The organism is Brevundimonas sp. (assembly GCF_031412435.1).
Classification (GTDB): domain Bacteria; phylum Pseudomonadota; class Alphaproteobacteria; order Caulobacterales; family Caulobacteraceae; genus Brevundimonas.
Genome location: NZ_JANODA010000082.1, coordinates 1 through 16,945 on the forward strand (window position 1 = coordinate 1; position 16,945 = coordinate 16,945).

20 protein-coding genes are annotated in these 16,945 nt (G+C 67.0%); 16 read left to right on the top strand and 4 right to left on the bottom strand.

Annotated elements, in window-relative coordinates; all coding sequences use genetic code 11:
• The 6 genes from RMO01_RS16040 to flhA form a co-directional block, all read left to right on the top strand.
• A partial coding sequence (locus RMO01_RS16040) for a flagellar M-ring protein FliF C-terminal domain-containing protein (protein ID WP_309630070.1) occupies positions 1–1,125 on the top strand: 1,125 nt, incomplete at its 5' end.
• Positions 1,125–2,162: a flagellar motor switch protein FliG gene (gene fliG, locus RMO01_RS16045; RefSeq protein WP_309630071.1), complete on the top strand. Its 1,038-nt coding sequence runs from the start codon at positions 1,125–1,127 to the stop codon at positions 2,160–2,162. The genes RMO01_RS16040 and fliG, both read left to right, overlap by 1 nt.
• A 1-nt stretch (position 2,163) precedes the next feature.
• The gene (locus RMO01_RS16050; RefSeq protein ID WP_309630072.1) at positions 2,164–2,826 is read left to right on the top strand and encodes a flagellar assembly protein FlbE; all 663 of its coding nucleotides are present in this window, start codon (positions 2,164–2,166) and stop codon (positions 2,824–2,826) included.
• Entirely contained in the window at positions 2,826–3,158 is a 333-nt protein-coding gene (gene fliN / locus RMO01_RS16055; protein WP_309630073.1) for a flagellar motor switch protein FliN, read from the top strand. The genes RMO01_RS16050 and fliN overlap by 1 nt, the downstream gene beginning before the upstream one ends.
• A gap of 38 nt (positions 3,159–3,196) precedes the next feature.
• Positions 3,197–4,591, top strand: coding sequence for a sigma-54 dependent transcriptional regulator (locus tag RMO01_RS16060; protein ID WP_309630074.1), 1,395 nt, complete (start codon positions 3,197–3,199; stop codon positions 4,589–4,591).
• Between the two features lie 88 nt (positions 4,592–4,679).
• Positions 4,680–6,779: a flagellar biosynthesis protein FlhA gene (flhA, locus tag RMO01_RS16065; RefSeq protein ID WP_309630108.1), complete on the top strand. Its 2,100-nt coding sequence runs from the start codon at positions 4,680–4,682 to the stop codon at positions 6,777–6,779.
• Here flhA and RMO01_RS16070 read toward each other — a convergent pair.
• On the bottom strand, positions 6,776–7,492 hold the full coding sequence (locus RMO01_RS16070; protein WP_309630075.1) for a hypothetical protein: 717 nt from the start codon (positions 7,490–7,492) through the stop codon (positions 6,776–6,778). The genes flhA and RMO01_RS16070 overlap by 4 nt on opposite strands.
• A gap of 115 nt (positions 7,493–7,607) precedes the next feature.
• Here RMO01_RS16070 and RMO01_RS16075 point away from each other — a divergent pair, with 115 nt between their 5' ends.
• The 5 genes from RMO01_RS16075 (at position 7,608) to RMO01_RS16095 (ending at position 11,314) form a co-directional block, all read left to right on the top strand.
• Positions 7,608–9,140 carry a CHASE3 domain-containing protein gene (locus RMO01_RS16075; protein WP_309630076.1) on the top strand — a complete coding sequence of 511 codons (1,533 nt, stop codon included), beginning with the start codon at positions 7,608–7,610 and terminating at the stop codon, positions 9,138–9,140.
• Positions 9,141–9,160: 20 nt separating this feature from the next.
• The gene (locus RMO01_RS16080; RefSeq protein ID WP_309630109.1) at positions 9,161–9,562 is read left to right on the top strand and encodes a response regulator; all 402 of its coding nucleotides are present in this window, start codon (positions 9,161–9,163) and stop codon (positions 9,560–9,562) included.
• Positions 9,559–10,599: a histidine kinase dimerization/phosphoacceptor domain -containing protein gene (locus RMO01_RS16085; protein WP_309630077.1), complete on the top strand. Its 1,041-nt coding sequence runs from the start codon at positions 9,559–9,561 to the stop codon at positions 10,597–10,599. Before RMO01_RS16080 ends, RMO01_RS16085 begins: the two co-directional genes overlap by 4 nt.
• Entirely contained in the window at positions 10,596–11,045 is a 450-nt protein-coding gene (locus RMO01_RS16090; protein ID WP_309630078.1) for an NUDIX domain-containing protein, read from the top strand. Before RMO01_RS16085 ends, RMO01_RS16090 begins: the two co-directional genes overlap by 4 nt.
• A gap of 89 nt (positions 11,046–11,134) precedes the next feature.
• Complete coding sequence (locus RMO01_RS16095; RefSeq protein ID WP_309630079.1) at positions 11,135–11,314, top strand: CsbD family protein; 180 nt, start codon at positions 11,135–11,137, stop codon at positions 11,312–11,314.
• A gap of 60 nt (positions 11,315–11,374) precedes the next feature.
• On the opposite strand, the gene RMO01_RS16100 is transcribed toward RMO01_RS16095, so the two are convergent.
• The 3 genes from RMO01_RS16100 to RMO01_RS16110 form a co-directional block, all read right to left on the bottom strand.
• Positions 11,375–11,869 (bottom strand): hypothetical protein, encoded by a 495-nt coding sequence (locus RMO01_RS16100; protein WP_309630080.1) that lies wholly within the window; start codon positions 11,867–11,869, stop codon positions 11,375–11,377.
• Between the two features lie 67 nt (positions 11,870–11,936).
• Positions 11,937–13,115, bottom strand: coding sequence for a VWA domain-containing protein (locus RMO01_RS16105; RefSeq protein ID WP_309630081.1), 1,179 nt, complete (start codon positions 13,113–13,115; stop codon positions 11,937–11,939).
• Positions 13,116–13,136: 21 nt separating this feature from the next.
• The gene (locus RMO01_RS16110; RefSeq protein ID WP_309630082.1) at positions 13,137–13,670 is read right to left on the bottom strand and encodes a GNAT family N-acetyltransferase; all 534 of its coding nucleotides are present in this window, start codon (positions 13,668–13,670) and stop codon (positions 13,137–13,139) included.
• Between the two features lie 75 nt (positions 13,671–13,745).
• Here RMO01_RS16110 and RMO01_RS16115 point away from each other — a divergent pair, with 75 nt between their 5' ends.
• From RMO01_RS16115 to RMO01_RS16135, 5 genes are all read left to right on the top strand, one after another.
• Entirely contained in the window at positions 13,746–14,666 is a 921-nt protein-coding gene (locus RMO01_RS16115; RefSeq protein WP_309630083.1) for a histone deacetylase family protein, read from the top strand.
• A 92-nt stretch (positions 14,667–14,758) separates the two neighbouring features.
• Positions 14,759–15,346 carry a histidine phosphatase family protein gene (locus RMO01_RS16120; protein ID WP_309630084.1) on the top strand — a complete coding sequence of 196 codons (588 nt, stop codon included), beginning with the start codon at positions 14,759–14,761 and terminating at the stop codon, positions 15,344–15,346.
• A 67-nt stretch (positions 15,347–15,413) separates the two neighbouring features.
• Positions 15,414–15,665 carry an exodeoxyribonuclease VII small subunit gene (locus RMO01_RS16125; RefSeq protein ID WP_309630085.1) on the top strand — a complete coding sequence of 84 codons (252 nt, stop codon included), beginning with the start codon at positions 15,414–15,416 and terminating at the stop codon, positions 15,663–15,665.
• Entirely contained in the window at positions 15,665–16,030 is a 366-nt protein-coding gene (locus RMO01_RS16130) for a tRNA-binding protein (protein WP_309630086.1), read from the top strand. Before RMO01_RS16125 ends, RMO01_RS16130 begins: the two co-directional genes overlap by 1 nt.
• Positions 16,030–16,938, top strand: coding sequence for a farnesyl diphosphate synthase (locus tag RMO01_RS16135; RefSeq protein WP_309630087.1), 909 nt, complete (start codon positions 16,030–16,032; stop codon positions 16,936–16,938). Before RMO01_RS16130 ends, RMO01_RS16135 begins: the two co-directional genes overlap by 1 nt.
• Positions 16,939–16,945 lie beyond the last annotated feature (7 nt).

Consider the following 16,945-nt stretch of genomic DNA (forward strand, 5'->3'; position numbering starts at 1 on the left):
GTGGGCGTCAGTGGCGGCCAGCTGTCCGGTGCCCAGGTCCAGGCCATCCGCAATGTGGTGGCCTCCTCGGTCACCAATATGAAGCCCGAGCGGGTCACACTGACCGACACCTCCAACCGAACGCTGGCGGCAGGCGCGGACGCAGGCGGCTTCAGCGCTGCCTCCGCCGAAGAAGCCAAGAGCTCGACCGAGGCCCAGCTTCAGGCCCGCATCAAGGACATCGTCGAGGGCGTCGTCGGCGTCGGGGCTGCCCGCGTCCAGGTCACCGCCGATATCGACCACAGCCGCTCGACCACCCAGCAGCAGGTCTATGACCCCGACGGCCAGGTCGTCCGCTCGACCTCGACGAACGGCTCCGAAAGCCAGGACACGACCGGCCAGGCTGACGGCGGCGCCACGGCGACCAACAACATCCCCGGCGGTCAGGCCCCCAATGTCACGCCCATCGGCTCCACCGACACCCAGAACACCGAGACCACCAACTACGAAATCTCCAATACCACCACCACGACGGTGAAAGAGGCCGGAGAGGTCAAGAAGCTGGCCGTGGCCGTGGCTGTCGACGGCAAATATACGCCTCCGGCCAGCGGCGACGGCGAGCCCACCTATGCGCCGGTCTCTGAAGAGGACCGCGCCAAGATCGAGGCCTTGGTCAAGGCGGCCGTGGGCTTTAACGCCGAGCGCGGCGACATCGTCCAGGTGACGGCGGTGCGTTTCAACCGCGACACGGCGGCGGTCGGTGGCGAGGAGGCGGGGTCGTCGCTGTTCAACTTCACCAAGGACGACATCATGCGCGGTGTCGAGCTGCTGGTTCTGCTGATCACGGGTCTGCTGCTGATCTTCTTCGTCCTGCGCCCGCTGTTGAAGTCGGCGAGCGGTCCCGGCGGCGTGCCCGCCCTGGCCGGCGCGGGCGGCGGCCAGGGCGGCGTCACCTCGCTGCAGACCAGCGTCGTCGGCGGCGCGGCCGGTCAGTTGATGGCCCCGTCGGAAATCGATCAGAGGCTCGATATCGCCCGGATCGAGGGTCAGGTGAAGGCGTCGTCGGTCAAGAAGGTCGCCGACTTCGTCGAGAAGCACCCGGATGAGTCGACCGCCATCCTGCGCGGCTGGGTTCACGAAGGCTGATGGTCGCCCGGGTGGCCAGCAAGAAAGCGTCCGTGGACGACGTCAAGAAACTGACCGGTCCGGAAAAGGCGGCTGTCATCCTGCTGGCGCTCGGCGAGGAGCATACCCGCCTGTGGCAAGGGCTGGACGACGACGAGGTCAAGGAAATCTCTCAGGCCATGGCGGGTCTGGGCACGGTCAGCGCCTCGGTGGTCGAGGAGCTGATGGTCGAGTTCGTGTCGGGCATGAGCGGCTCGGGCGCCGTTATGGGCTCGTTCGAACAGACCCAGCGACTGTTGGCCGCCTTCCTTCCGCCGGAACGTGTCGATGGCCTGATGGAGGAAATCCGTGGTCCCGCCGGCCGGACCATGTGGGACAAGCTGGGCAATGTGAACGAGGCCGTTCTCGCCAACTATCTGAAGAACGAATACCCCCAGACGGTCGCGGTCATCCTGTCGAAGGTGAAGCCCGACCACGCCGCTCGCGTTCTGACGTCCCTGCCTGAGGACTTCGCCCTCGAATGCGTCCAGCGGATGCTGCGTATGGAGCCGGTTCAGCGCGATATCCTCGACAAGATCGAACAGACGCTGCGCACCGAGTTCATGTCGAACCTGGCCCGTACCTCGAAGCGGGACAGCCACGAGGCGATGGCGGACATCTTCAACTCGTTCGACCGCCAGACCGAGGCCCGGTTCATTGGCGCTCTGGAAGAGCGGAACCGCGAAAGCGCCGAACGCATCCGCGCCCTGATGTTCGTCTTCGAGGACCTGAACAAGCTGGACCCCGGCGGCGTTCAGACCCTGCTGCGGTCGGTCGAGAAGGATTCCCTGGGCCTGGCCCTGAAGGGCGCGTCCGAGACCCTGCGCGAGATGTTCTTCACCAATATGTCCGAGCGCGCGTCCAAGATCATGCGCGAGGACATGGAGTCGATGGGCCCCGTCCGTCTGAAGGACGTCGACACCGCCCAGATGGCCATGGTCCAGGTCGCCAAGGATCTGGCGGCGCGCGGCGAGATCATGCTGGCCGGGGCCTCCGGCGACGACGAGCTGATCTACTGACATGACCGATCACGCCCCCATCAACAGCCGGCCCTTCTCCTTCGACACCGAGTTCGACGGTCAGGGATCGGTCGTGCGCGCCTCGACGTTCCGCCCGACCAAGCGCGCCTACATGCCGTCCGAGGTCGAGGCCCTGGTCGCCCAGGCCCGGTTCGAGGCGCGCGAGGCGGCGCTGGCCGAAGCCTCCAGCATCGAGGCCATGGGCGTCGCCGCCATCGGTCAGGCGCTTGCTCAGGCCATCCCCGCCCTGACCCACGTCGCCCGGACCCACCGCGAACAGTCAGCAGGCCTCGCTCTCGCCGCCGCCCGGGTCATCGCCGCCGCCGCCCTCGAGCGTCTGCCGATCGGCCCGCTGCAGTCGGCGCTGGAGACCCTGGGCCAGGAAATCGACGGGTCGCCCCGTCTGGTCGTCCGCGCCTCAGGCCTGGAGCCGGGCGTGCAAGAGAAGATCCAGGCGATCTGTGTCGACGCCGGCTTCACCGGCGTGGTGGCCTTCCGCGAAGACCTGTCCCTGCCGCTGGCCGCCTTCCAGCTGGAATGGGCCGACGGCCGCGCCGACTTCGATCCCGCCGCCGCCGCCGATCGTATCGCGACCGCCCTGAACTCCGCCCTGGCCTCCGAAGCCGGGCACGCCGAACCCCTCATCAACGGAAGTGACCTCTGATGGCCGCCGACGATCTCGCTTTGGAAGAGTTTCCGGAGTCCACAGCCCTCGCCATGGTTGACGACACCGGGGACAAGTCCGCCGCCGACCTGTCGACCGTGTTCGACGTGCCGGTGAACATCTCCGCCGTCCTGGGCAAGGCTCATATGACGGTGGCGCAGCTGCTGAAACTCAATCGCGGGTCGGTGCTCGAGCTGGACCGCAAGGTCGGCGAGGCCATCGATATCTTCGTCAACAACCGTCTGGTCGCTCGCGGGGAGGTCGTCGTCGTCGAGGATCGCCTGGGCGTGACCATGACGGAAATCATCAAGACAGAGGATTCGGCCGCCTAGGGCGCGCCGGTTCCGGTACGGATTAAGGGAGAAGACCCATGCGGCTTCTGGTGGTCGGACGGCTTTCGGGCCAACTCGCGGCGGCGGTGAAGATGGCCATGGCGCACGGCGCCAAGGTCAGCCACGTCGAACGCACGGATCAGGCGACGGAGCAGCTCCGGCGCGGGCAGGGGGCCGACCTGCTGATGGTCGACTACAACCTCGACATCGGGGCCCTGATCGCCGCCAACGATGCTGAGCGCATCTTCGTGCCGGTCGTGGCCTGTGGGGTCGACAACGATGCGGACAAGGCCGCCGCCGCCATCCGCGCCGGGGCCAAGGAGTTCATTCCGCTTCCGCCGGACGCCGACCTGATCGCCGCCGTCCTGGCCGCCGTCGCCGACGACGAGCGCCCGCTGATTTCCGCCGATCCGTCGATGCAGGCCGTGATCAAGCTGGCCGACCAGGTGGCCCGCTCGGAAGCCTCCATCCTGATCACCGGCGAGAGCGGCGTCGGCAAAGAGGTCATGGCGCGCTATCTGCACCAGCACTCCAAGCGTGCCGAGCGGCCGTTGATCAGCGTCAACTGCGCCGCCATTCCCGACAACCTGCTTGAATCCGAGCTGTTCGGGCACGAGAAGGGCGCCTTCACCGGCGCGGTCGCCCGCCGGATCGGCAAGTTCGAGGAGGCCGACGGCGGCACCCTGCTGCTGGACGAAATCAGTGAGATGGACGCCCGGCTTCAGGCCAAGCTGCTGCGCGCGATCCAGGAGCGGGTCATCGACCGCGTCGGCGGGACCAAACCCGTGCCGGTCAACATCCGCATCATCGCCACCTCCAACCGCGACCTTGCCAAGGCCGTTGCGGAAGGCGTGTTCCGCGAAGACCTTCTGTACCGCCTGAACGTCGTCAACCTGCGCCTGCCCAGCCTGCGCGAACGGCCCGGTGACGTGGCCGTGCTGGCCGATCACTTCGTCAAGAAATACGCCGCCGCCAACGGCGTGCCGGTCCGGCCGCTATCGCAGGACGCACGGCGGGCGCTTGCCGCCCACCGCTGGCCGGGCAACGTCCGGGAGCTGGAAAACGCCATGCACCGCGCAGTCCTCCTGGCCGTCGGCGCCGAGATCGACGCCGAGGCCATCCGTTTGCCAGACGGCCAGCCGTTGACGGGCGTCATCGCCGGTTCCGACGCGGGGCCCGCCGCCCGGGCCGCCCAGACCGCCGACGCCGTCTCGCGCGCCTATGTCGGCCAGACCGTCGCCCAGATGGAAAAGACCCTGATCCTAGACACCCTGAGCCACTGCCTGGGCAACCGGACGCATGCGGCCAACATCCTGGGCATCTCGATCCGGACCCTGCGCAACAAGCTCAACGAGTACGCGGACGAGGGCACGCGGATCATGGCGCCCCAGACGGGCATCGCCACGACCGCCTACGGCGCGAACGCGGCGTGATCGCCATTCTCACAGGGGCCGGCTCGCCGGCAATCCCCGCCTGTTCGCGGACGCCCTCGGGCGACCGCGCATGACCGACACGCCGGTCATGATGAAGGACGGTATGGCCCGTCCGACCGGCGGCGACATCCGCGGCTGGCTGATGCGCGGCGAGGTCGGGATGGCGATCGGCGTGATCGGCGTCATCCTGCTGCTGATCCTGCCGGTCCCGAAGTTCCTGCTCGACCTGCTGCTGGCCATCAGCCTCGTCTCGTCGGTGCTGATCCTGATGACGGCGCTGATGATGAAGCGTCCGCTGGACTTCGCCATCTTCCCGACTGTGCTGCTGATCTCGACCCTGTTCCGGCTGGGCCTGAACCTGGCGTCCACCCGTCTGGTTCTGACTCACGGGCACGAGGGCCACGACGCCGCCGGTCAGGTCATCAACGCCTTCGGCGCCCTGATGATGGGCGGCAGTTTCATCATCGGCATCATCATCTTCGCTATCATCCTGGTGGTGAACTTCGTGGTCATCACCAAGGGTTCGACCCGGATCGCCGAGGTGAGCGCCCGCTTCACCCTGGACTCCATGCCGGGCAAGCAGATGGCCATCGACGCCGACCTGTCCAGCGGTCTGGTCACCGAGGATCAGGCCAAGCTGCGCCGCAAGGAACTGGAGCAGGAATCGACCTTCTTCGGGGCCATGGACGGTGCGTCCAAATTCGTGCGCGGCGACGCCGTCGCCGGTCTGATCATCGTCGCCATCAACGCCATCGGCGGCATCCTGATCGGCACGATCCAGCATGGCCTGCCGGTCGGCGAGGCGGCCAACACCTATATCCAGCTGACCATCGGCGACGGTCTGGTCACCCAGGTTCCCGCCATCATCATCTCGATCGCCGCCGGCTTCCTGGTGTCCAAGGCCGGCGTCGAGGGCTCGGCCGACAAGGCCCTGGTCCAGCAACTGGCCACCAACCCCGTCAGCCTCGGCATGGTTGCCGCCGCTTCCGCCCTGCTGGCCCTGATCCCCGGCATGCCGATCATCCCCTTCGCGGCCCTGGCCATCGGGGCCGGCTACATGGCCTGGCATCACGGGCGCGCCAAGCTGAAGCCCCAGCCGACCGAGGCCGAGCTGGCCGCCGCCGCAAACGCGGGCAAGCCAAAGGATGACGCGGAAGAGCCGATCGGCACGGCCCTGACCATCGACGAGGTCAAGATCGAGCTGGGCTATTCGCTGCTGACCCTGATCAATGATCTGGAGGGCCGCCGCCTGACGGATCAGGTCCGCGCCCTGCGCCGCGCCATGGCGCAGGAGTTCGGCTTCGTCATGCCGTCGGTGCGCATCCTCGACAACATGCGCCTGCCGACCCAGGGCTACGCCATTCGCATCAAGGAGATGGAGGCCGGCGCCGGCGAGGTCCGTCTGGGGTCGCTGATGGCCATGGACCCGGCCGGACGTCAGGTCGAGCTGCCGGGCGAACACACCAAGGAGCCCGCCTTCGGTCTGCCCGCGACCTGGATCGACGAGAGCCTGCGCGAAGAGGCGACGTTCCGGGGCTACACCATCGTCGATCCCTCGACGGTGCTGACCACCCATCTGACCGAGATCCTGAAGGAGAATATGGCGGATCTGCTGACCTATGCCGAGGTGCAGAAGCTGCTCAAGGAACTGGGGCCGGAAGAGAAGAAGCTGGTCGACGAACTGGTGCCCTCGGTCGTCACCGTCACCACGCTGCAGCGGGTGCTTCAGGCCCTGCTTCGCGAGAAGGTTTCGATCCGGGATCTCGGCGCCATCCTTGAGGGCCTGGCCGAGGCGGCGCCGCATTCCTCGTCGGTCACCACCCTGGTCGAACACGTCCGCACCCGACTGGCGCGCCAGCTATGCTGGCAGCACAAGGCCGAGGACGGGGCCCTGCCGATCATCACCCTGTCGCCCGACTGGGAGGCCGCCTTCGCCGAGGCCCTGGTCGGTCAGGGTGAGGACAAGCAGCTGGCCATGGCGCCGTCCCGGCTCCAGGACTTCATCCGCAATGTCCGCGACGTCTTCGAACGCGCCGCCATGTCGGGCGAGAGCGCGGTCCTGCTGACCGGTCCGCAGATCCGCCCCTACGTCCGCTCGATCATCGAACGCTTCCGCGGCCAGACGGTCGTGATGAGCCAGAACGAAGTGCATCCGAAGGCGCGTCTGCGGACGCTGGGGTCGGTCTAGTCGACCCGTACGAACCCGCCGGCCGAGGCCGCGCGGGCCGCTTCGTTGGTGGGTCGGGCGATCAGACCGGACTGGGTGATCCAGACCTCGTAGGTCGCGCCATTCGCCATCGGCATGTAGGCGGCGGAGCCGTAGAGGGTGTCCACGGCGTCGATGTAGCGACGATACCGTCGCGCCACGTCCCAGACGCTCAGGTTCCAGGGCGCCCAGGCCAAGGGGCCCGTCTTTACGTCGCCGCCGGACAGGGCGTGGACGCTCCGGGCGCCCGTCCGTTCCTGTTCGATGTTCTGATAGCGGCCCGAAAGGCGATCGAGCCGGTACTGGGAATCAAGCCCGACGACGTTGGCCCACGGCTTCCATTTCAGGACCTGGGCCTCCATCCGCCATTCGTCGCCGTTGACGGGATAGACGGCCGTTCGCGCCGGCAGTTCGCCCTGCGCCGGCTGGGCCACCACGACCTCGAAATACTGGGGCGCCAGTTGACGGATCGACAGGCTCGCCACCGGCCGCTCATAGGTCAGGCGCGAATAGGTCTGGACGTTCTGGCCCAGAAGGGCCGCGCCGAGGCCCGCCGCGACCAGGGCGGCGCCTCCGGCGGTGCCGAAAAGACCGCCGAAGAACTTGCCCCGGAACAGTGAAGCCAGTCCGGCGAACAGAATCAGGACGCCGATGATGGCCAGGGCCGTCGGCGCGATCCACCACCACCAGAACATTATACCTACTCCCGAAACAGCACAGCTTGTTAACGTAACACTGTGGTCCTGCACAGCTTGCGTCGCGAATGACTTCGCTGGACACGCGAATGTGCGACGCTAAAGCTTGCACCGCATGTCGTCGATCTTTCCCCAAACCCTCTCGCAATTCGGCCGGTTCCTGCGTCAAGGCACCCTGGGTCGCTCGATCTTCCTGCTTCTGGCCGGCGCCATCGCCCTGCTGCTGCTGGTCAACCTCTCGACGTTAGTCCTGATTCAGCGAACGGCGGCCTTCAACGAGCAGGTGGACGCCACCTGGCAGGTGCGTCGCGCCGCCCGGAGCGTCCTGCTGAATATCAAGGACGCCGAGGCCGCCCAGCGCGGCTATCTGCTGACCGGCCAGACAAGCTTCCTGCTGACCTACGACCAGAGCGCACAGGCCGCTCCCCAACTGCTGGACCGGCTGAACGCGCTCGCCGGAGATGACGAGGTCGGCCAAGCTTCCGTGGAGGCCCTGACCCGCCTGTCGCGCGACAAGGTCCTGGAGATGTCCAGCATCCTCGACCTGTCCCGTCGGGGACAGACCGCACAGGCGCTGGATCAGGTCCGCTCCGGTCGAGGCAAGACCCTGATGGAGCAGATGGACACCGAGATATCCACCCTCGATTCCCAGCTCGGCGCGCGCCTGTCGGCCCAGCAGGCCAGATCCGAGGGCTCGGCGGTCTTCACCATCATCGTCAATGCGATCGCCGGCGCGTTGATCCTCGTCCTCGGCGCCATCGTCGCGGTGCTGGTTCGTCGGTATCTGATGGACCTGGCGAGGGCGCGCGCCGATCTCGATCGTGTCAACGCCGGGCTGGAGGACACGATCAAGGCCCGCACCGCCGCCCTGACGCGCGCCAACGAGGAGGTGCAGCGGTTCGCCTATATCGTCAGCCACGATCTGCGTTCGCCGCTCGTCAACGTCATGGGCTACACCGCCGAGCTGGAGCAGGCGGGCAGGACCATCGATCTGCAACTGACAAAGGTCGAGACGGTCGCGCCCGATCTGATCGAACAGGACGCCATCACCGCCGCGCGCGAAGATGTGCCCGAGGCGATCGGCTTCATCCGCGCCTCGACGGAAAAGATGGATCGTCTGATCAACGCCATTCTGAAGCTGTCGCGTGACGGCCGACGCGGGCTCACTCCGGAAACGATCGACGTCGGTGAGATGGCGAAGGCGGCGGCGGACAGTATCCGCCACCAGCTCGAGGAAACGAACACGGCGTTCGTCGTGGGCGAGATGGTCCCCTTCGAAAGCGACCGTCTGTCGATCGAACAGATCATCGGCAACCTGATCGAGAACGCCGTAAAATATTCCGACGCCAATCGCCCCAACCGGATCGAGGTCAGCGGGCGCGATCTGGGCGGCGGCTGGGTCGAGTTCGCCATCGCCGACCAGGGGCGCGGCATCGCGCCCAAGGACCACGAACGCATCTTCGAACTGTTCCGCCGGTCAGGCCGTCAGGACCGGCCGGGGGAGGGGTTGGGCCTCGCCTTCGTCCGGAACAGCGTTCGCCGTCTTGGCGGCTCCATCGACGTCGACTCCGCCCTTGGCGAAGGCTCGACATTCCGCCTGAAATTCCCCAAACGCCTGATCCTCGACGAGGCCGGAGACACCCAGTGAGCGCACCCGTAAAAATCGTGATGGTCGAGGACGACCACGGCCACGCCAAGCTGATCGAGAAGAACATCCGTCGGGCCAATATCTCCAACGAGATCGTCCACTTCGACCACGGCCAGCCGGCGCTGGACTATCTGTTCTCGGAAGAGGTCAGGGCCAACGGGCCGATGTTGATCCTGCTGGATTTGAACCTGCCGGATATGAGCGGGACCGACATCCTGGCCGAAGTCAAGCGGGACGAGCGCCTGAAGCGCGCCCCTGTCGTCGTCCTGACCACAACCGACGACAAGACCGAGATCCAGCGCTGCTACGACCTTGGCTGCAACGTCTACATCACCAAGCCCGTGGACTACGAAAGCTTCGCCGGCGCTATCCGTCAGCTGGGTCTGTTCCTGTCCGTCATGCAGGCGCCCGAGATAGAATGACGACCGAAAGGCCGCCCATCCGGCTGCTCTACATCGACGATGACCGCGGCCTGTCGCGGCTCGTGCAGAAGGAGCTCGGCCGTCACGGCTATGACGTCACCCTTGCCGCCGACGGGGACGAGGGCGTGGCGGCGCTGGACGCGGACGACTTTGATATCTGCGCGCTGGACCACTATATGCCCGGCCGCGACGGTCTCGACGTCCTGCCCGACATCCTGCACCGCCCTGCGCCCCCGCCTGTCGTCTATGTGACGGGAGCCCAGGAGGGGCGGATCGCCGTCGCCGCCCTGCGCGCCGGGGCTGCGGACTATGTGATCAAGGACGTGTCGGAGGACTTCACCGCCCTGCTGCGTTCGGCGCTGGAAGACGCATTGCTGCGTCGCCGGCTGGAGCGCGAGAACGAGGAGGCCCAGGAGCAGGTCCGGGTCGCCCGCGACCGCGCCGAGGCCATGCTGCGCGAGGTCAATCACCGCGTCGGCAACTCGCTCCAGCTTGTCTCGACCTTCATGTCGCTGCAACTGCGCCACATGGCCGACGAGGGCGCCCGCGATGCGCTCCGCGAAGCTCAGGCCCGGATCGAGGCCGTCGCCCACGTGCACCGCCGCCTCTACACCTCCGGCGACATGGAATCGGTGGACATGCAGGCCTATCTGGACGGCCTGGTCGGCGAACTGACCAAGTCGCTGGGATCGGATGCGTCCTCGCCCAACATCACGCTTCAGGCAGAACCGATGAAGGTCTCCACCGACCAGGCCGTGTCGCTGGGTGTCATCGTCACAGAACTCGTCACCAATGCCGTGAAGTATGCCTACGTCGCGGGCGAGGCGGGCGAGATCCGCGTCATCCTCCGCCCCGACGAGACCGGTCGCGCCATCCTGACGGTCGAGGACGACGGTCCCGGTCTTGGCGACGGCAAGCCCAAGGGCACTGGGCTGGGCGGCAAGATCATCACCGCCATGGCCTCGGGCCTGCGCTCGGCCGTCGAGATCGACGGGGCGCACAAGGGCGTCCGCGCGCGCCTGGCCTTCGATCTGTGAAGTCCTCGCTTCAGTTCGGCCACGCCGATGCCGGCGTCGACTATCTGTACCGCCCTGCGACTTTCGGCCTGGTTTTCCATGACGAGAAGATCGCCTGCGTCCGCGTGACCCGCGACACGCCCTACCATGACCTGCCGGGCGGCGCAGTGGACGGCGACGAGACCGAGGAACAGGCCCTGGTCCGCGAGTTCGTGGAAGAGACGGGCATGACCGTCCGCCCGATCGAGCGCATCGCCGAGGCCGGCCAGTATTTCCGCAAGTCGGATGGGGTCCCCGTCAACAATGTCGGCGGCTTCTGGATCGCCGAAATGCTGGCGCTGGATCCGTCCCGCAAGGTCGAGGACGACCACCAACTGGTCTGGCTCCACCCTCGCACGGCGCTCGCGGAACTTCGCCATGACGCCCACGCCTGGGCTGTCGCCGCCTGGCTGAGGCACAGAGTCTAAGCGGCGCCATACGGAACAGGCTCCGTCCTGAATCGCTCCCTATGTCGAAGTGTCGTCATAGTGGCGACGCCGAATTCAGGAGCCTCCCCATGGCTGATCATGATCGCATCGAAGGCGCCGCCAAGAACATCGGCGGCAAGGTCAAGGAAGGCGTCGGCAAGGTCACCGGCGACGAAAAACTGAAGGCCGAAGGCCGGGCCGAACAGGTCGAAGGCAAGGTCCAGAATACCGTCGGCGGCATCAAGGACGCCATCAACGACAAGCACTGATTTTCGTCCCAATGACGAGAACGAAGGCCGCCCCCCGGGGCGGCCTTTTGCTGTCTGGCCTCAGTCCTTGCCAAACAGCCGGAACGACAGGCCGCCGTCGCCGGCGTTCTCCGCCCGGCAATCGCTGACGAAGGCCACCGATCCTCCCTGGCGTTGCGGACGGGGGCGACAATCCGGAACTGTCGGCGTCACGGTCGCTGCGGCTTGGCGCTCGGGCACGCCGCACTCAATAGGATATTTCCCGTCGTCGCCCGGCGTCGCCAGGCACGGAACCGGCTCCCCCGCAGGCCTCAGCCCCGCCGGCAGACGGTCGCCGAGCGCGGCGGACAGTTCGACCCGCACCCGCGCCTGACAGACGTCGAGAGGCTCACGGCTCACCAGCGGGCTGCACTGGGACCGTTCCCAGGCGAAGGGATCGGCAAGGGCCCAGGCGGGCAGGTCGCTGGCCGGGGCCGCGATCTCGGCGGGTTCGGCTTCGGGCACAGGCGCCGAGGCTTCCCAAACGACGGCCTGCTGCAGAACCATGGCCATGGCCAAGGCGAAGGCGGTCAGCATCGGAAACTCTCCTGAACTGCAGCCACGCTCGCACGAAACGCCTGTTTTCGCACCTCACGCCTGCGTGTCAGCGTGTCAGCGCCCGCATCGCGCGGTCCAGCCCGTCCAGCGTCAGCGGGTACATCCGTTCGTCCATGACCTCGCTGAGCAGTTTGACCGAGGCCGTATAGCTCCAGAACCGTTCGGCCACCGGGTTCAGCCACACCGACTTGCCCCATTGCAGTCGCGCGCGCCGCATCCAGACCGCGCCGGCCTCTTCGTTCCAGTGCTCGACCGAACCGCCGGGCATCGTCACCTCATACGGAGACATTGTCGCGTCGCCGACGAAGATGGCGCGCCAGTCGCCCGGGTATTTGTTCAGCAGGTCCCAGGTCGGGATCTTCTCGGCATGGCGACGCCGGTTGTCCTTCCACACCCCCTCGTAGAGGCAGTTGTGGAAGTAGAAGAACTCCAGGTTCTTGAATTCGGTCTTCGCCGCGCTGAACAGCTCCTCGCAGAGCTTGATATGGCCGTCCATCGAGCCGCCGACGTCGAGGAACAGCAGCACCTTGATGGTGTTGCGCCGCTCCGGCCGCATGCGGATGTCCAGCCAGCCCTGACGCGCCGTGCCGTCGATCGTGCCGTCGATGTCCAGTTCCTCGGCGGCGCCCTCGCGTGTGAAGCGGCGCAGGCGGCGCAGCGCCACCTTGATATTGCGCGTCCCCAGTTCGACCGTGTCGTCCAGGTTCCTGTATTCGCGCTTCTCCCAGACCTTGACGGCCCGGCCGTGCTTTGGCTGGCCGCCGATGCGCACGCCCTCGGGATTGTAGCCGCCGTTGCCGAAAGGACTGGTCCCGCCGGTGCCGATCCACTTATTGCCGCCCTCGTGGCGCTTCTCCTGCTCCTCCATCCGCTGCTTGAGCGTCTCCATCAGCTTTTCGAACCCGCCCATGGCCTCGATCTCGGCCTTCTCCTCGTCGGTGAGGAACTTGTCATTGAGCAGTTTCAGCCAGTCTTCGGGAACGTCCAGGCTCGGCTCCTCGCCCGCCCCGTTCGTCTCGATGCCCTTGAACACCGTGCCGAACACCTGGTCGAACCGGTCGTAGTGTTTCTCGTCCTTGACCAGCACGGCGCGCGACAGGTGATAGAAGTCCTCGACCCGGCCCCCGGCCACGTCCTTGTCCATGGCCTCCATCAGATGGAGCCATTCCTTTGTGGAGACCGGAACTTTCGCCTGCCGCAGGGCGGCGAAGAAGGGGAGGAGCATGGCAGATAACCTGAGCCTCGATCAGCCGCGCCGCAAGATGAACTCGTGGTCCCGCCAGGCGCCGACGGGATACAGGTACTCGCCGGCCTTCGTGAACCCGTAGGCATCGTAGAGCTTCTGCGCCTTCCGGTTGCCGCTCCAGACACCGATCCACAGCGGCCCGTCGGTGTTCGCCTCCATCCACTCCAGCGACAGCGTCAGCAACCGGGTCCCAAGGCCCAGTCCTTGCGCCGCCTTACCGACATAGAGACGGCGCAGCTCCATGTTCCCGGGCGTGGCGTCCGGGTGGGGGAGAGTGTTCGGACCGGTGTTGGCGAAGGCCAGCAGTTCGCCGTTGCGATCCGCCACCCACCAGGCCGCGCCCGGCTCGGCCAGCTTCTTCGCCGTCGCGCCCGTCGAGAAGCTGGCGTCCAGAAAGGCCTCAAGATCATCGGCGGGATAGGGGATGGCGAACCCGTCCTCCGCCACGAAGGTGTCGATGAAGGTCTGGCGGCCCAGCGCGCCGAGGGCTTCGGCGTCTTCGGGGCGAGGGGGGCGGATCACGGCGTCGGTCATGGGGAGGGTTTGCCGCCAACCTGCGTTTTGCTCAACCCGCTTGGGTCTGCGAAGACTCGCTTCTATCGTGCCCCCATGCCCGTCGCCCTGTTCACCCACACCGACATGATCGCCCACGCCCCCGGCGCGGGCCATCCCGAACGTCCCCAGCGGCTGGCCGCCGTCCTCGCCGCGCTGGAGGACGCCGACCTGAACCTCGACCGCCGCGACGCGACCGAGGCCGCCGTCGCCGACCTGGAGCGCATCCACCCCGCCGCCTATGTCGCCCGGATGATTGAGGCCTCGCCCGCGACCGGGCTGGCCCAACTGGATGCCGACACCATCCTGTCGCCCGGCAGCGTGCGCGCCGCCCGCCTTGCCGCAGGAGCAGCCGTCGATGCGGTTCGGGCTATCGCAAATGGGCAGACCCAGCGCGCCTTCGCCGCGGTACGCCCGCCCGGCCATCACGCCGAGCCGAACCAGGCCATGGGCTTCTGCCTGTTCTCGAATGTCGCCGTCGCCGCTCGCGTCGCGCAGTCACTGGGCATGGCGAAGGTCGCCGTGGTCGACTTCGACGTCCACCACGGCAATGGCACCCAGGCCGCGTTCGAGGCCGACCCGACCCTGTTCCTCGCCTCCATCCATCAGATGCCCCTGTATCCCGGCACCGGCGCCATGTCCGAAACCGGGGTCGGCAATATCGTCAATGCGCCGGTTGAGCCGCACGCGGCCCGCGAATCATGGCGCGCCACCTTCTCGGGCGGACTGATGCCCGCGCTCGACGCGTTCGCGCCCGACCTGATCATCATCTCCGCGGGGTTCGACGCCCACCGGCGCGATCCGCTCGCCCACCAAAGCCTTGAGGCCGAAGATTTCGCCTGGGCGACCCGTGCGGTGCTGGAGGTCGCGCGGCGACATTGCGGCGGCAAGGTTGTCTCTTCGCTGGAGGGCGGTTACGACCTCGAAGGACTGGGTCAATCGGCCCTCGCCCACGTGCGGGCCCTGGGGGAGGCGTAAGGAAGGTCCATGTCGGCGCCCTGTTATCCTGGGCCGTCTTTCCTTTCATCCGCAGCATGACGTCAGACAGTGTCGAACAAGATGCCGGCCAGATGCTGAAGCCCTCGCGCCCCGGCTCGATCACACTCGCCCGTCACGGCGAGCCGGCCCTGTCGCGCAAATGCATGCTGACGTCTGACCAGTACCGCGACTGGTGGGCGAAGTATGAGCTGGGCGGCCTGCTGGCCGGCCAGACCCCGCCGCCGGAACTGCTGGCGACGGCGGCCGGCGCCGGCGTGATCTTCGCCTCGACCCGCCAGCGCGCGCAGGAAACCGCCAATGCCGTCTCGGCTGGACGCGAGATCACGTCCGACGTGATGTTCATCGAGGCGCCCCTGCCGCCGCCGCATTTCCCGTCCTGGTTCAGGCTGCCGCCGAAATACTGGGGCGCCGTCGCCCGCTTCTGGTGGCACGCCTTCGATCATCACGAGGGTCAGGAGACCCGTGCCCAGGCCGAGGCCCGGGCCGAACAGGCGGCGCAGCGGCTGATCGCCCGCGCCGAGACCGGCGAGGATGTGCTCGTTCTCGCTCACGGCTATTTCAATCACATGGTCGGCGCCCGGCTGAAGGTCGACGGCTGGAGGCTGGTTCACAACCAGGGCTTCAAATACTGGTCCCAGCGTCGCTACGAGCGCGGCTGATCGCCGTTTACCCTGCAACGCCGGTTCCCCGTTGAAGCGAAAGCGGCTCGCCTCTAGGGTCGATCCGATGTCAGACGCCGCTCCCCCCATCCCTGCCGATCTCAGCTTCGAAGATGCACTGTCGCGTCTGGAGACCATCGTCTCGCGCCTCGAGTCCGGCCAGGCTCCGCTGGAGGAATCCATTACGCTCTACGAAGAGGGCGCGCGCCTTAAGGCCCATTGCGAAGCCCGGCTCAAGGCCGCCCAGCTGCGCGTCGAGAAGATCGTCGTCGGTTCGGATGGCCAGGCAAGGGGCGTCGAGCCGGCCGAGTTCGGATGATGGAGGCCGCGATCGCCTCTCCCGGGACCGACCGCATCGCCTTCGACGACTTCCTCAAGGTCGACATCCGGGTCGGCGAGGTCGTGCGCGCCGAGCCGTTTCCGGAGGCTCGCAAGCCCGCCTACAAGCTGACCATCGATTTCGGCCCGGACATCGGCATCAAACGCTCCTCGGCCCAGATCACCCGCCACTACACCCTCGACCAGCTGACCGGCCGCAAGGTCGCGGCGGTAGTCAACTTCCCCCCGCGCCAGATCGGCCCCTTCATGTCCGAGGTCCTGACCCTGGGCTTCCCCGATGCGGACGGCGAGGTCGTTCTGGTCGGCGTGGATCGCGACGCGATGATCGGCGGGCGGTTGTTCTGATGAAACTCGCCGCCAACGCCCCGCCCCAGACCGTCGCCGAGCGCGTCGCCGAGGTCGCCGACCTCGTCACCGTCGCCCTGGACGAACTGCTGCCGCGCGCCGACGGTCCCGAGTCCCGCCTGACCGAGGCCATGCGCTATGCGGCGCTCGGTCCGGGCAAGCGGCTGCGGCCCTATTTCGCCATGGAGGCGTCGCGGCTGTTCGACATCGACGAGCGGCCGGTGCTTCGCGCCGCCTGCGCCCTGGAATGCGTCCACGCCTACAGCCTGGTCCATGACGACCTGCCCGCGATGGACGATGACGACATGCGCCGGGGCCGGCCGACTGTTCACATCGCCTATGACGAGGCGACGGCCATCCTTGCCGGCGACGCGCTCCAGACCGCCGCCTTCGACATCATCCTGCATCCGGACACGCACGAGGACGCCGCCATCCGGTGCGCCCTGGCCGCCCGGTTGTCCCTGGCCTCGGGCGCGCGGGGCATGGCCGGCGGCCAGATGATCGACCTGCTGGGCGTGCGCGACGATCTCGGCGGCGTCGCCCGGATGCAGCGGCTGAAGACCGGCGCCCTGTTCACCTATGCCTTCGAAATTCCTCTGATCATCGCCGGCGCCTCGGACGATCAGTGTCAGGCCCTGACCGCCTTCGCCCACGACATCGGGCTGGCCTATCAGATCGTCGACGATCTGCTGGATGTCGACGGCGACGAGACCGTCCTTGGAAAGGCCGCCGGCGGCAAGGACGCCGCCCAGGGCAAGACCAATTTCGTCACCCTTCTGGGCGTCGATCAGGCGCGGCATCGCGTCGCGCATCTGGCCGATCAGGCCCGCAGCCACCTCGACCTGTTCGGTCCCGACGCCGAAAACCTCAAGTCGAGTGTGGACTTCGTGCTAAACCGTCGGTCCTGACGCGCGT

Bases quoted from the DNA above. Each gene is read 5' to 3' on its own strand.
- fliG (WP_309630071.1), top strand. From the start codon at position 1,125: ATGGTCGCCCGGGTGGCCAGCAAGAAAGCGTCCGTGGACGACGTCAAG.
- RMO01_RS16050 (WP_309630072.1), top strand. From the start codon at position 2,164: ATGACCGATCACGCCCCCATCAACAGCCGGCCCTTCTCCTTCGACACC.
- fliN (WP_309630073.1), top strand. From the start codon at position 2,826: ATGGCCGCCGACGATCTCGCTTTGGAAGAGTTTCCGGAGTCCACAGCC.
- RMO01_RS16060 (WP_309630074.1), top strand. From the start codon at position 3,197: ATGCGGCTTCTGGTGGTCGGACGGCTTTCGGGCCAACTCGCGGCGGCG.
- flhA (WP_309630108.1), top strand. From the start codon at position 4,680: ATGATGAAGGACGGTATGGCCCGTCCGACCGGCGGCGACATCCGCGGC.
- RMO01_RS16070 (WP_309630075.1), bottom strand. From the start codon at position 7,492: ATGTTCTGGTGGTGGTGGATCGCGCCGACGGCCCTGGCCATCATCGGC.
- RMO01_RS16075 (WP_309630076.1), top strand. From the start codon at position 7,608: ATGTCGTCGATCTTTCCCCAAACCCTCTCGCAATTCGGCCGGTTCCTG.
- RMO01_RS16080 (WP_309630109.1), top strand. From the start codon at position 9,161: ATGGTCGAGGACGACCACGGCCACGCCAAGCTGATCGAGAAGAACATC.
- RMO01_RS16085 (WP_309630077.1), top strand. From the start codon at position 9,559: ATGACGACCGAAAGGCCGCCCATCCGGCTGCTCTACATCGACGATGAC.
- RMO01_RS16095 (WP_309630079.1), top strand. From the start codon at position 11,135: ATGGCTGATCATGATCGCATCGAAGGCGCCGCCAAGAACATCGGCGGC.
- RMO01_RS16100 (WP_309630080.1), bottom strand. From the start codon at position 11,869: ATGCTGACCGCCTTCGCCTTGGCCATGGCCATGGTTCTGCAGCAGGCC.
- RMO01_RS16105 (WP_309630081.1), bottom strand. From the start codon at position 13,115: ATGCTCCTCCCCTTCTTCGCCGCCCTGCGGCAGGCGAAAGTTCCGGTC.
- RMO01_RS16110 (WP_309630082.1), bottom strand. From the start codon at position 13,670: ATGACCGACGCCGTGATCCGCCCCCCTCGCCCCGAAGACGCCGAAGCC.
- RMO01_RS16115 (WP_309630083.1), top strand. From the start codon at position 13,746: ATGCCCGTCGCCCTGTTCACCCACACCGACATGATCGCCCACGCCCCC.
- RMO01_RS16120 (WP_309630084.1), top strand. From the start codon at position 14,759: ATGCTGAAGCCCTCGCGCCCCGGCTCGATCACACTCGCCCGTCACGGC.
- RMO01_RS16125 (WP_309630085.1), top strand. From the start codon at position 15,414: ATGTCAGACGCCGCTCCCCCCATCCCTGCCGATCTCAGCTTCGAAGAT.
- RMO01_RS16130 (WP_309630086.1), top strand. From the start codon at position 15,665: ATGGAGGCCGCGATCGCCTCTCCCGGGACCGACCGCATCGCCTTCGAC.
- RMO01_RS16135 (WP_309630087.1), top strand. From the start codon at position 16,030: ATGAAACTCGCCGCCAACGCCCCGCCCCAGACCGTCGCCGAGCGCGTC.